Below are 12344 nucleotides of genomic sequence, written 5' to 3'. Positions count from 1 at the left end.
TGTCCGCCTTCAACACGAAGAGGCCCCCGTAGTGAAAGCCCTCGTTCTCGGCGGCGGAGGCCGCGAGCACGCACTCGTCCGCGCCCTGTCCCTGGACCCGGGCGTCACCGGTATCCACTGTGCCCCCGGCAACCCCGGCATCTCGGACCTGGCGGAGAACCACGTCATCAACGTGACCGACGGGCTCGCGGTGACCGAGCTGGCGGCACGCATCCGCGCCGAGCTGGTCGTGATCGGCCCCGAGGCCCCGCTGGTCGCCGGCGTGGCCGACGCACTGCGCGACCGCGGCATCCCCGTGTTCGGCCCCGACCAGGAGGCCGCCCGCCTGGAGGGCTCCAAGGCCTTCGCCAAGGAGGTCATGGAGTCGGCCGGCGTGCCCACCGCCAGGGCGCGGGTGTGCCGCTCGGCCGGGCAGGTCTCCGACGCGCTCAACGAGTTCGGCCCCCCGTACGTGGTCAAGGACGACGGCCTGGCCGCGGGCAAGGGCGTCGTGGTGACCGAGGACCGCGCCCTGGCCGAACAGCACGCGCGCGAGTGCGGCCGCGTGGTCATCGAGGAGTTCCTCGACGGCCCCGAGGTCTCGCTGTTCGTGCTCAGCGACGGCCTGCACGCGCTGCCGCTGCTGCCCGCCCAGGACTTCAAGCGGGCCTACGACGGCGACCAGGGCCCCAACACCGGCGGCATGGGCGCCTATGCCCCCGTCCCGTGGGCGCCGAAGGGCATGGTCGACGAGGTGATGGAGTCGGTCGTGCGGCCGACCCTGGCCGAGATGAACCGCCGCGGCACCCGCTACCAGGGCCTGCTGTACGTCGGGCTGGCCCTCACGTCCCAGGGGCCCCGCGTGGTGGAGTTCAACGCCCGCTTCGGCGACCCGGAGACCCAGGTCGTGCTGGACCGCCTGGCCACGCCGATCGGCGCGGTCCTGCAGGCCACCGACACCGGAGGGCTCGGCGCCATCGGCTCCCTTCAGTGGAAGCCGGGCGCCGCGGTCACCGTGGTGGTCGCAGCGGAGAACTACCCGGCCGACCCCGTCAAGGGCGACGCCATCGGCGGCCTGGACGCCGCCGACGCCCTGGACGGCGCCTACGTGCTGCACGCGGGCACCGCCTGGGACGGCGTGCGCGACGTCAAGTCCAACGGCGGGCGCGTGCTGAACGTGGTCGGGACCGGCACCGACCTGCGCCAGGCGCGCGAGCGGGCCTACGAGGCCGTGAGCCGGATCGAGATGCGCGGTTCCTTCCACCGGACCGACATCGCCGAGCGCGCCGCCGCCGAACTGTAGGCACACCTGACCGCGGGCACGCCTGTGGGGAGGGGGCGCCGAGCCCCCTTTCCAACTCCATCACGCCGAGGCGGCCCCGTGTCGCCCCCGTCCACATCTGTGGACGACCGTCCAGCCGCTCCGCTGCCGGACGGTCGGACCGGACCGCAGGAAAGGCTCCGGCCGAGGCGAAGGCTCCGAGGCGAAGGCACCGGCGAACGCCCGGGACCAGCGCGGCGAGGGCACGGACGGGGCCTCCCTCCCCGGGGCAGGCGGGCCGAAGGCCCACGACCGGCACGACGGGGGCACCGACGGGCTTGCGCGGGCCGCCAGGCGAGCGCCCGGGGCACGCGGGAGCCACCGCACGGGCCGCCGCGTCGCCTCCCACCCGTTCCCGCACTCCACCCGCCCGAGAGACCGAGGATCCCATGAGCGGTTTCGTCCAGCAGCCCGGCCACGTCGAGGTCGAGGGGCTGACCCACCTGCACACCGGCAAGGTGCGCGACCTCTACGCCACCGCCGGCGGCGACCTGGTGATGGTGGCCAGCGACCGCGTGTCGGCCTACGACTGGGTCCTGCCCACCGAGATCCCCGGCAAGGGGCGCCTGCTCACCCGGCTGTCCCTGTGGTGGTTCGAGCGGTTGCGCGACCTGGTGCCCGACCACGTCCTGTCCGACACGCCGCCGCCCGGCGCGCCCGCCGACTGGGCCGGCCGCACCCTGGTGTGCCGGAACCTGGACATGGTGCCGGTGGAGTGCGTGGCGCGCGGCTACCTCGCCGGTTCGGGGCTCGCCGAGTACCGCGTGGACCGCACGGTGTGCGGCGTCCCGCTGCCCGAGGGCCTCACCGACGGCTCCGAACTGCCCGAGCCGATCTTCACCCCGGCCACGAAGGCCGCGGTCGGCGACCACGACGAGAACGTGTCGTTCGGAGTCGTCGCCGAACGGCTCGGCGAGAAGCAGGCCGCGGAGCTGCGCGACCTCACTCTGGCCGTGTACGCGCGCGGCCGGGAGATCGCCCGTGAGCGGGGCGTCATCCTCGCCGACACCAAGTTCGAGTTCGGCCGCGGCGCCGACGGGAGCCTGGTGCTCGCCGACGAGGTGTTCACCCCCGACTCCTCGCGGTACTGGCCCGCGGACGAGTGGGCGCCGGGCGGCCCGCAGCCCTCCTTCGACAAGCAGATCCTGCGCGACTGGCTGACCTCCCCCGCCTCCGGTTGGGACCGGGCCGCGGACACGCCGCCGCCCGAGCTCCCGGCGGAGGTGGTGGAGCGCACGATCGAGCGCTACAGGGAGATCCACCGGCGTCTGACCGGCGGCGAAAGCGGGCTCTGAGCCGACGCGCACGCGTGATTCCGCGCACGCGGGCACCGATCGGCACCGGCGACAGCGTATGGTGGTCACGTTGTGCCCGGCGCCGATCCATGGTGATCACACGCACGACACCCTGGTCTTCTCCGCCGGAAGAGTGCCTTCCTGGCCGTTCGGTGGGACTCTGTCCGCGATCTGCGGGTATACCACGCTCCAGGCGGTTTCAGGCACGCAGGTGCTATAGAGTCGTCGCGAACATCGGTTCACTGGCCGCGCAGGTCACGCGCAAGATGGTCGCAACGTTCCAGGGGAAACCCGCGTCTAAAACGCATAGAGGCGAAACCCGACGAGGGTGGCCTTTCTACACATCTGCCTCACAAAGGAGCACATGAGCATGGGCCAGGAGGTTCGTTACCGCGTCCGCGGCGGACGCCCCCTCAGCGGAACGGCGTTCATCCAAGGCGCGAAGAACGCCGTCCTGCCGATGATCGGCGCCGCCCTCCTCGCGGCCAAGGGCCGTACCGTACTGCGGAACGTCCCGGTCATCGAGGACGTGTACCGCGCACTCGAACTCGCCGAGCACATCGGCGCCAAGGTCGCCTTCCACGAGGACGAGCGCACCGTCGTCATCGACGCCTCGAAGCTCAACGACCCGGAGCGCGCCGTCCTCCCCGCGGAGATCGCCGCGCGCTTCCGCGGCTCCGTGCTCTTCGTGCCCGCGCTGATGCACCGCACCGGACGCGCCCGGATCGAGGGCGTGGGCGGCTGCAACCTCGGCAGCCGCAACCTGGACTTCCACTACCGCGGCTTCGCGCGCCTGGGAGCCGAGGTCACCGAGGACACCGAGCGCAACCACATCAACGTCGAGGCCAGCAACCTCCGCGGCGGCCGCCTCTACCTCGACACGCCCTCGCACACGGGCACCGAGAACCTGCTCATGGCCGCGGTCCTGGCCCCCGGGACCACCGTGATCGAGCACGCGGCCCTCGAACCCGAGGTCATCGACGTCATCAACTTCCTCTCCGCCATGGGCGCGAAGATCACCGGTGGCGGCACCGGCCTGATCACCGTCGAGGGCGTGGAGGAGCTCACCGCGGTCGAGCACACGATCATGTCCGACCGCATCGACGCCGGCGTGTTCGCGATGACCGTCGCCGCCACCGGTGGCGAGGTCAGCCTCGTGGGCGCGCACCTGGACCACCTCGGCGTGGCCCGCTGGAAACTCGAGCAGATGGGCGTGGGCTTCTCGCAGGAGGGCGCCGTCCTGCACGTGCAGCGGGACCCCTCCGTGCCGCTGCGTCCGATCAACGCGGTCACGTCGCCGTTCCCCGGGTTCGCGACCGACCTCCAGTCGCCGCTCATGGCGCTGGCCACCCTCGCCGAGGGTGAGAGCTACATCCACGAGGCGATCTACGACGGCCGCTTCGCGCTGGCCGACGAGCTCAACAAGATGGGTGCCAAGATCGAGGTGGAGGGGACCCGCGCGATCGTGCACGGCCCCACCAACCTGCACGGCACCGAGGTCATCGCGCACGACCTGCGGACCGGCGCGGCGCTGGTCCTCGCCGGACTGGTCGCCGAAGGTGAGACAATCGTGGCGCCCGGTTACCTGGTGGACCGAGGTCACGCTCAGTTCGCATCGCGGCTTGCCGCGCTGGGCGGGGACGTGGAGCGCGTCGTCGTCTCGTAGGAGCCGAATGCGCAGCTCAAGCCGGGGTGGGAGCTCGTCTCCCACCCGGGCTTTCGGCGTTGATATGGAAAACGATCTTCTTAGGCCCCGCACAATGGGTACGATCTCGGCAATCATGCCGTGACAGAGATCGGGTCGGGAAACCAGTGGGCGCACATAGTGAAGAGCGTGGAATGGTAGCGGGGAGCAACCCGAGGTGAGTGCCCAGCGTACTGGCGATTTGACGATCGGCGTCATAGGGCCCCATGAGGTGGTCGAACGGGTCATGCTCATGGGCCCGGGGTCCACGGGGCCCCTCAACGCCAGACTCATCGCCGCCGCGTACCGAGATGAGCAAGAGGCGACGGACAAGGTCGTGAGACTGGGTTCGGCGATCGACGCCTACCTGTTCGCCAGTCCCGTCCCCTACGAGTTCGCGCGCAAGGCCGGGGTGCTGACGATGCCCGCGACCTTCGTGCCGCTCGGCGGGGCGAGCCTGCACGAAGCCCTGCTCCGAGCGACGCTGGACGAGCGCTTCGACCCGACCAGAGCCAGCCTGGACGTGCTCAGCCGCGCCGACGTCGTGGAGGCCTACTCCGAGGTCGACCTGCCCGTCGACGGCATCCACGTGCACGAGGAGCTCACGAACACCGCCCAGCTGACCTCCTTCCACGAGGGCCTGTGGCGGCGCAAGGCCACCCGGATGGCGATCACCTGCGTGCGCGGTGTCGCCGAACGGCTGGAGGCCATCGGGGTCCCGGTCGTGCGGCTGCGCCCGACCAACGCCGGGGTGCGCAGCGCGCTGCAGACCGCGGGCCTGCTCGGCGCGCACCACCGTCTGGAGGAGGCCCAGCTGGGCGTGGTCGTGGTGGACGTGCCCACGCTCCGCGACTCGTCCCGGCGGTCGACCCCGCGGTACTGGCGTGAGGAGCTACGGCTCTCGCTGCACCGGCTGCTCCTGCAGGAGGCCCACCGGATCAACGCCACCGCCCACCGGTTGGACGATCATTCGTTCATGATCACCGCCACCCGCGGTTCCCTGGTCACGGCGACCGAGGGATTCCGGCAACCGCCCTTCGTCGAACGCATCAAGGCGGAGCTGGGGATCGCGATCGAGGTCGGGATCGGGATGGGTCGCACCACGCAGGACGCCGAGGCGCACGCCAGGGCGGCTCTGAACCGCGCTCAGGCGTCCCGTCAGAGCTTCGCGGTGGACCGCGAGGGTCGTTCCCTGGTCCCGGCGCAGCGCGCGCCCGCACGGCAGTCCTCCGAACCGCTGCGCACCAAGGGCCGGGAGACGTTGATTCGCCTTTCGGAGAAGATCGCCGAGGAGGACGGCCCGCTGGTCGTCGACGCGGAGAACGCCGGCCGGATGCTGGGTGTGACGTCGCGGACCGCGCGCCGGCTGCTCCGCACTCTGGTGGAGGAGGGACTGGCGTGGCCCCTGCCGCCCAACCGGACCCTCCAGCCGGGGCGCCCGCGCCAGCTGTACCGGCTCATCGTGGAGAAGCTCGACAAGGACGCGGCGGGCAAGTAGCCGCCACGCGCGTACACGGGGGTGGGCACCGGCCCGCCCCCGTTTCTGTGCGCGGGGGCGGGGGCGGGCCGCGTCTCTCGACCCGGCTGTCGGTCAGGCCCGGGTACCACGCCGCGGCTCACGCCCGGCCGGGGCCCGGGTCCGTGCCCGGCCGTCAGTCCATCGTCAGGCGCTCGGACAGGCCCGCCTCGGCGAAGGCCGCCTCCAGTTCGTCGCGCCCCTCCGAGAAGTGCGCCCAGCCGTCGGCGTGCGCGGGGACCACCCGGCGCGCTCCGAGGATCCTGGCCGCCTCCGCGCTCCGCGCGCCGTCGAGGGTGAGCAGCGCGCCGTCGAACAGCGGGGTGCGGGCGGCCCCGGCGAAGAGGACGGCGGTGTCCACCGGGCCGAACCGGTCCGCGACCTCCCGAACCACGTCCAGGGAGGCGTTGTCACCGCTGACGTAGACCGTGGGCAGGTCCGTCGCCGTGAGGACGAAGCCGATGACCTCGCCGGTGAACGGTTCGCAGCCGTCCGGGCCGTGCTGGGCGGGCGCGGCCGTGACGGTCACCGAGCCGCCGTCGGGGCGTTCCAGCTCGACGGACTCGCCGACCGCGAGGCCGCGCGCGCCGCCGCCCAGGCGGTCGGCGCCGCCGCGTGTGGTGAGGGTGAGCGGGACGTCGGCCAGGAGGGCCCGGCCGGAGTCGTCGAGGTTGTCGGGGTGCTCGTCGTGCGAGAGCAGCACCGCGTCGATCGGGCCGATCTCGCCGGGCAGGGCGGACGGGGCCGCCGTCTTGCTGAGGACGAGGCCCGGGCCCACGGGGTAGTCGCGGGGGGTGTCGAAGGTGGGATCGGTGAGGAAGCCGAGGCCGCCGTACCCGATGAGGACGGTCGGGCCGCCGAGGACGCGAACGGGGACGGGGGCGGTCGTGACACCTGACATGGAACACCTCACGGATAGATTGTGTTTTTGCCGTGAGACGAGACTATGCGAGTCTCACGGTTGAAAGCAATCGATAACATGAGAACCATGAAGGAGACCCAGACCTCCGAGTCCGCTCGCGCTGTGCCGCCTCCCGCACCGGGCGCCGAGCGCTACCCCTCCCTCGACTTCGCCAACAGCGTCGTGTCCGTGCCCGGAGGCCGGCGGGTCGACCTCCTCGACTCGCCCGCGGCCGCCACGCGGTGGCTCGTCGAGCGCGGGCTCGCTCCGGAGGACGCCCGGTTGTGGGACTTCTGCGCCGGGAAGCTGCGCGGGCTCCGTGACCGGACCAGGACGCTGATCGCCGCCCGGATCGAGGGCGCCCCGGCCGACCCCGAGGCCGTGGACGCCCTCAACGACGCGCTGACCAGGGTTCCCACGGCCTCGCTCCTGCACTGGGACCCGGTCGGCGGCCCCTACCGGGCCGCCTCGCACCCGGCCACGCAGATCGTGGACCACGCCCTCGCGCTGCTGGCCGCCGACGCCGCCGAACTCCTCACCGCGCCGGACGCCGAACGGCTCACCGCGTGCGGTTCGCCGCCGTGCGACCGCTACCTGATTCGGACGCACCCCCGCCGCCACTGGTGCTCGGTGCGCTGCGGCGACCGCGCCCGCGCCGCCCGTGCCTACGCCCGGCGCACGCGGGCCGCGGCGGACTGAGCGGTGTCCACAGGCTGTGTATAGCCAGGTGCGCCCGCGCCCGTGGAGGGGCAGGCTGGTGAGCCATGAACGACTCCTCGACCACGGGCCCGCGTCAGGTACTGCTCATCGGCGGCGGCTCCGGTGTCGGCAAGACGACCGTCGGATGGGAGGTCTCGGTCCTGCTCCGCGCCAGGGACGTGGCGCACTGCGTGATCGAGGGTGACATGCTCGACCAGGTCCATCCCGCCCCCGCGGACGACCCGGCCCGGTCGGGTGTGACCGAGCGCAACCTGGCCGCCGTCTGGTCGAACTACGCCGAGCTGGGCCACCACCGCCTGGTGTACACCAACACGGTCAGCCTCCTCGAAGTGCCGATGTTCCGCCGGGCGCTGGGCCCGGGGCCCCTGCGCTTCACACTCGTGCTGCTCACGGCCGGGGAGGAGGTGGTGCGGGAGCGGCTCGCCCGGCGCGAGACCGGGTCACAGCTCCCGGCCCACATCGAGCGCAGCCGGCGCATGGCCGCCCGTCTGGCGGCCGAGGCCCCGGACGGGACCGTGCGCGTGGCCACGGACGGGCTCACCGTCGCGCAGGTGGCGGCGCGGGTCGCCGCCGCGGCCGCCTGGTAGCCGCCGTCCGGCTCACGGGGCTCCTCACGGGAAAGGGGCCGCCGGCGCCCGCTCGAACCCGGGCGGCACCGGCGACCCCTCCCCGACACTCCCTAGCGGCGCTTCGGGTAGGCGGTGGCCACGGCCAGGAACACGTCGTTCTCCTCGGGCGTGCCCAGGCTCACCCGGGCGCCCTCGCCGTCGAAGGGCCGGATCGCCACGCCCTCGCGCGCACAGGCGGCGGCGAAGTCCAGGGTGTCCCCGTCCACGCGCAGCCACACGAAGTTGGCCTCGCTGCGCGGCACCGTCCACCCGGAGGCGACGAGCGCGTCGCGGACGCGGTCGCGCTCCTTGACGGTGAGCGCGACCCGCTCCAGCAGCTCGTCCTCGGCCGAGATCGAGGCGATCCCGGCGGCCTGCGCGAGGTGGTTCACCGCGAACGGCACGAGGGTCTTGCGGACGGCGCCCGCGACGTGCGGGTGGCCCACGAGGTAGCCGAGCCGGACGGCGGCGAGCCCGTAGGCCTTGGAGAAGGTCCGCAGGACCGCCACGTTGGGACGGTCCCGGTACAGGTCCAGGCCGTCGGGCACCTCGGGGCCGCGGACGTACTCGCGGTAGGCCTCGTCCAGGATCACCAGCACGTGGTCGGGGACCCGGTCCAGGAAGCGGGTCAGCTCCCGCTCGCCGACCGCGGTACCGGTCGGGTTGTTGGGGTTGCACACCAGCACCATGCGGGTCCGGTCCGTGACGGCCTCGGCGAGGGCGTCGAGGTCGTGCGTCTCGTCCCTGAGCGGCACCCGCACGGAGGTGACCCCGGCCAGGTCCGCCAGCAGGGGGTAGGCCTCGAAGGAGCGCCAGGCGTAGACGACCTCCGCGCCCGGGTCGCCGACGGCCGCCAGCAGCTGCTGGAGCAGGCCGACCGAGCCGGCGCCCAGGGCGACGTGCTCCTCGGGGACGCCCAGGTGTCCGGCGAGCGCGGTGACCAGTTCGGTCGCGCCCGGGTCCGGGTAGCGGTTCAGGTCGGCGGACGCCCGGGCGATGGCCTCACGCACGGACGGGAGCGGCCCGTAGGGGCTCTCGTTGGAGGACAGCTTGATCGATCGCCCGTCGGGCCCGACGACGCGCAGACCGGGCTTGTAGGCGGGCATGCTCTCCAGCACCGACCGCAGATATGGCGATTTCGACTCCGACACCATTGTCCTTCCTCAATACTTTGTGCTAGCCCCGCGACACGCTCAGCAACTTCGTGCCCCGGGTCGCTCACCGCTCCCAGCGGAAATATCGCACAAACGAGGAGATACCACCATGCGTTTGCGTCATCGTCCCGCCGATCGGAACCGGATCACGGCTGGTCGGCGCCCTCACGCCGAGGAGACCAGGACGGCCGTCCGATCATTGGTCCTCCCCGTCGCCCTGTCATCGGTGGTCATGGTCAGCGCGTGCGGCGGCGGTGGAGAGGAGGAGACCGGTGGACCGGGCTCCGAGGCCGCCGCGGAACTGCACGACGCGCAGGTCCTGAGCCTGCACGACGCCACGCTGATGCCCGAGGGCAGTGAGAGCGGCGTCTACTCCGAGCTTGTCACAGTGCGGTACAGCGAGGAAGTGCGGGCCAGCACCGAGCTGGACAAACCCGAGTGCGTCGACGCCGCCAACCGCTGGGGCGACCTGGACGGCGTCCAGGACGCGCCCGCCTCGATCGCGGCCTACGAGTGGTCCGAGGGCGCGCTCTCCCACATGCTCGTACGGCTCGAACCGTCCGTCGCGGAGGAGGCCATGGCCACCGAGCCGCCGGAGTCCTGCTCGTCCTACAGCGCCACCTACGAGGACGGCACCTCGTCCGAGTACGGGGTGAGCGAACTGGACATGCCCGAGTTCGCCGACGAGTCGCGCGCCTTCGCGATCGAGGTCTCCTCCACGGAGGAGCAGAACAACATGTACAGCCTCATGTACCGCAACGGCGGGCTGGTCGGCACGACCTCCATCCTGGGCACGGGCGACCAGGAGGACTACGAGGAGATGCTCGTGGAGTTCACCGAGGCCAGCATCGAGCGCCAGGGACAGATGCTCGACGGCTAGGTCGTGCGCGACGTGCGGCACGGGAGGGCCGCGGGGCTCGGGAGTGTTCTTCTGCGGGCTTTCGGGTGAGCGAGCGGTCGCCAGGCCATCTCTCGCACGGCGATGTGCGACGTTCAGCCTGGTCGTGCTGCACGAGCGCAGAGGCGCAGCAAGAGGCGGCCTGACGGCCGCGAGCCCGGAATGCCGCAAAAAAACACGACCTAGCCGCCGGCGGGCTGGCGTCCGGCGTCGCTGTCCCGGGCGTCGTGCCCGCCCACGCCCTGCGCGGGCACCGCGGCCCCGTCCCGGGGCTCCGCGGGGGCGCGCCCGGCCGGGTGCTCGCGGGCGGCGCGGAGCGTCCGCGCGGCCCGTTCGGCGTCGATCCTGGCCGCGTCGCGCCTGGCCGCCTCGGCGGGCGAGAGCAGGCGGCGGGGCGGGCCGAGGAGTTCGTGCGTGGTCACCGCGCCGAAGGACGCGGCCACCGCACCGCTCTCCCTGTCGACCAGGACCGCGCGGACGGCGGTCCGGCGCCGACCGCCCACGCGCACCGCGAAGACCACGTCGACGCGGCGCCCGTGCCGCATGCCGTCGAAGCGCTGGAAGCGCCAGCAGCCGTGCCGCCACTCGTCCTCGGGCTCGTCGGCGAGCAGGACCGGACGGTTGGTCCGCCACACGTCGCTGGACCGCAGCCGCGCCCTCGTCCGGCGCGGGGAGACCTCGCGCAGCTCGCAGGGCTGACTGGCGAGCGCACGGGAGGCCATGTCACGCAGTTCGGGGCTGAGCAGGGCCAGCAGCAGCAGTTCGATGCCCAGCACCCAGCCGTGCGCGGCCGTCGGCGCGGCGGCGACCTGCCAGCCGGTGGTCGCCATGCCGAGCGTGCCCAGAGCCGCCGCGGCGAGCAGTCCGGCCCGGGCCAGTGTGCGCCATCCGATCGGGGTCCGGCTCAGACCCCCGAAGCAGCCGCAGCCCGCCTCCGGGTCACGGCGGCGCACCAGGACGAGCACCACCACCGAGCCCGCGAACAGGGCCGCCGTACCCCACCGCGCGACCGTTGCCCAGGGTCCGGTGAGGACCAGCAGGCCCACGGCCAGGACCAGCTCCACGACACCGGTGCCGAACGCGGCCGGGCGGCGCAGGCGCGCGGGGAGCAGGACGGCCAGCCCCGACCCCTCCGAGCGGCTCAGTGTCTTGGCCGCCGCGCCGAGCAGCAGCAGCGCCGCCAGCAGCGGCAGCTGGACCTGCCGGACGGCGTCCACGGTCTCCGGCGCCACGATGAACTCCGGCATGGTCATCCCTCCCCCTCCGCGACGGTGATCGTCGCGTTGAAACAGCCGTCCTCCAGGCGTCCGCCCAGTGCGACGAACCCGGTCATGGTGAGGGAGGCGATCCGCCCGGCGCCCTGGCCCCCGCACGAGGGGCACAGGTCGCACAGCCAGCTGTCGGCCGCGGCGCAGTCGATCACCGGGACCACGGTGGCGGCCCGCGTGCAGTCGTTGCGCAGGCGCAGGGTTGCGCCGGTCGACAGCAGCGGCAACGGCGCACACGGGGTGCGGCGGTCGCAGCCGTCGTGGCCGACGCGGTCGAGCGCCGGGTAGGCGACGCCGTGCACCCGCGCCCTGGGGTCCAGGTGGGTGGCGCGCCCCCACGCGGGGTCGTACCAGGTCGCGATACCGCTCACCGTGCCGGAGAACCGGGGGGTCGGCGGCCGTTGCGGTGTGGCGGCGACGGGATAGGGCGGCTGTGTGGTGGCGGGCCGCACCGCCCGGACCTCACCCCCGTGCCACACCCCCACGGCGTCGAAGGCGTAGCCGGGTTCCAGCCGCGGATGGCGCACACCGATCCGTCCCGAGGAGCGGTAGGGGACGGCGACCGGCACACGCGGCCGCCCGTGCCCGGGGTCGACCTCCAGGGCGTCGCCCTCGCAGCCGGTGATGACCCCGCTGACGCGGGCGGCCTGCGCCCAGACGCGTTCGGCCACCAGTCGGCCGTCGTGCGCGCACAGGACGACCGCGTCGTCGCCGGGCCTGATCGCCTCGGGGCCGACCTCGGCGCCGCGCCAGAAGGAGGTGACGCGCTCGTAGAGGAAGCGTTCCTCCCCCTCCGGCGTGGCCAGGCACAGCATGTACGAGGTGGCGTCCACCACGACCCCGCGGGACACGCGGGGGCTGACGGGTGCGGGCGCGGGCGCGGTGTCGGCGCCCAGCACAGCCGCCGTGAACCTCCGCCGATCCCGCCCGTGTTCGGTCATCAGTGACATGTCGCCCGCGCCCCCTTGTCGCCCGACTCGTCCTCTGTGCCCATTGTGCT

Annotated in this window: 11 protein-coding genes; 7 read left to right on the top strand and 4 right to left on the bottom strand. The window is 72.9% G+C overall.

Annotated elements, in window-relative coordinates; translation table 11 throughout:
• Window positions 1-31: 31 nt before the first annotated feature.
• The 4 genes from purD (at window position 32) to ADL05_RS16855 (ending at window position 5777) form a co-directional block, all read left to right on the top strand.
• Window positions 32-1282: a phosphoribosylamine--glycine ligase gene (gene purD / locus ADL05_RS16870; protein ID WP_053617929.1), complete on the top strand. Its 1251-nt coding sequence runs from the start codon at window positions 32-34 to the stop codon at window positions 1280-1282.
• Window positions 1283-1689: 407 nt separating this feature from the next.
• Complete coding sequence (locus tag ADL05_RS16865) at window positions 1690-2595, top strand: phosphoribosylaminoimidazolesuccinocarboxamide synthase (RefSeq protein ID WP_053617928.1); 906 nt, start codon at window positions 1690-1692, stop codon at window positions 2593-2595.
• A 370-nt stretch (window positions 2596-2965) separates the two neighbouring features.
• Entirely contained in the window at window positions 2966-4261 is a 1296-nt protein-coding gene (gene murA / locus ADL05_RS16860) for a UDP-N-acetylglucosamine 1-carboxyvinyltransferase (protein ID WP_053617927.1), read from the top strand.
• Between the two features lie 250 nt (window positions 4262-4511).
• Window positions 4512-5777, top strand: a complete 1266-nt coding sequence (locus ADL05_RS16855) for a hypothetical protein (RefSeq protein ID WP_053617926.1) — start codon at window positions 4512-4514, stop codon at window positions 5775-5777.
• Between the two features lie 154 nt (window positions 5778-5931).
• On the opposite strand, the gene ADL05_RS16850 is transcribed toward ADL05_RS16855, so the two are convergent.
• Window positions 5932-6696 carry an MBL fold metallo-hydrolase gene (locus tag ADL05_RS16850; protein WP_053617925.1) on the bottom strand — a complete coding sequence of 255 codons (765 nt, stop codon included), beginning with the start codon at window positions 6694-6696 and terminating at the stop codon, window positions 5932-5934.
• 87 nt (window positions 6697-6783) lie between these two features.
• Between ADL05_RS16850 and ADL05_RS16845 the strand changes: the two genes are divergently transcribed.
• Both ADL05_RS16845 and ADL05_RS16840 read left to right on the top strand, forming a co-directional pair.
• Window positions 6784-7395: an ABATE domain-containing protein gene (locus tag ADL05_RS16845; protein WP_053617924.1), complete on the top strand. Its 612-nt coding sequence runs from the start codon at window positions 6784-6786 to the stop codon at window positions 7393-7395.
• 65 nt (window positions 7396-7460) lie between these two features.
• Window positions 7461-8003: an AAA family ATPase gene (locus ADL05_RS16840; RefSeq protein WP_053617923.1), complete on the top strand. Its 543-nt coding sequence runs from the start codon at window positions 7461-7463 to the stop codon at window positions 8001-8003.
• A gap of 92 nt (window positions 8004-8095) precedes the next feature.
• Here the strand turns inward: ADL05_RS16840 and hisC are convergent, their stop codons facing one another.
• On the bottom strand, window positions 8096-9178 hold the full coding sequence (gene hisC / locus ADL05_RS16835) for a histidinol-phosphate transaminase (protein ID WP_053617922.1): 1083 nt from the start codon (window positions 9176-9178) through the stop codon (window positions 8096-8098).
• Window positions 9179-9410: 232 nt separating this feature from the next.
• Here hisC and ADL05_RS16830 point away from each other — a divergent pair, with 232 nt between their 5' ends.
• Window positions 9411-10058, top strand: a complete 648-nt coding sequence (locus tag ADL05_RS16830) for a hypothetical protein (RefSeq protein ID WP_053618107.1) — start codon at window positions 9411-9413, stop codon at window positions 10056-10058.
• A 200-nt stretch (window positions 10059-10258) separates the two neighbouring features.
• Here the strand turns inward: ADL05_RS16830 and ADL05_RS16825 are convergent, their stop codons facing one another.
• The gene (locus ADL05_RS16825) at window positions 10259-11329 is read right to left on the bottom strand and encodes a MauE/DoxX family redox-associated membrane protein (protein ID WP_369800955.1); all 1071 of its coding nucleotides are present in this window, start codon (window positions 11327-11329) and stop codon (window positions 10259-10261) included.
• The gene (locus ADL05_RS16820; RefSeq protein ID WP_053617921.1) at window positions 11326-12294 is read right to left on the bottom strand and encodes a hypothetical protein; all 969 of its coding nucleotides are present in this window, start codon (window positions 12292-12294) and stop codon (window positions 11326-11328) included. Before ADL05_RS16820 ends, ADL05_RS16825 begins: the two co-directional genes overlap by 4 nt.
• Window positions 12295-12344: the final 50 nt, after the last annotated feature.

It is taken from the genome of Nocardiopsis sp. NRRL B-16309 (assembly GCF_001279585.1).
In the GTDB taxonomy this organism is placed as follows: Bacteria; Actinomycetota; Actinomycetes; order Streptosporangiales; family Streptosporangiaceae; genus Nocardiopsis.
Note: the sequence above shows the minus strand (reverse complement) of the source record. Positions and strands in the feature narration are given on the sequence as shown.

Bases quoted from the DNA above. Each gene is read 5' to 3' on its own strand.
- ADL05_RS16865 (WP_053617928.1), top strand. From the start codon at position 1,690: ATGAGCGGTTTCGTCCAGCAGCCCGGCCACGTCGAGGTCGAGGGGCTG.
- murA (WP_053617927.1), top strand. From the start codon at position 2,966: ATGGGCCAGGAGGTTCGTTACCGCGTCCGCGGCGGACGCCCCCTCAGC.
- ADL05_RS16850 (WP_053617925.1), bottom strand. From the start codon at position 6,696: ATGTCAGGTGTCACGACCGCCCCCGTCCCCGTTCGCGTCCTCGGCGGC.
- ADL05_RS16845 (WP_053617924.1), top strand. From the start codon at position 6,784: ATGAAGGAGACCCAGACCTCCGAGTCCGCTCGCGCTGTGCCGCCTCCC.
- ADL05_RS16840 (WP_053617923.1), top strand. From the start codon at position 7,461: ATGAACGACTCCTCGACCACGGGCCCGCGTCAGGTACTGCTCATCGGC.
- hisC (WP_053617922.1), bottom strand. From the start codon at position 9,178: ATGGTGTCGGAGTCGAAATCGCCATATCTGCGGTCGGTGCTGGAGAGC.
- ADL05_RS16830 (WP_053618107.1), top strand. From the start codon at position 9,411: ATGGTCAGCGCGTGCGGCGGCGGTGGAGAGGAGGAGACCGGTGGACCG.
- ADL05_RS16825 (WP_369800955.1), bottom strand. From the start codon at position 11,329: ATGACCATGCCGGAGTTCATCGTGGCGCCGGAGACCGTGGACGCCGTC.
- ADL05_RS16820 (WP_053617921.1), bottom strand. From the start codon at position 12,294: ATGTCACTGATGACCGAACACGGGCGGGATCGGCGGAGGTTCACGGCG.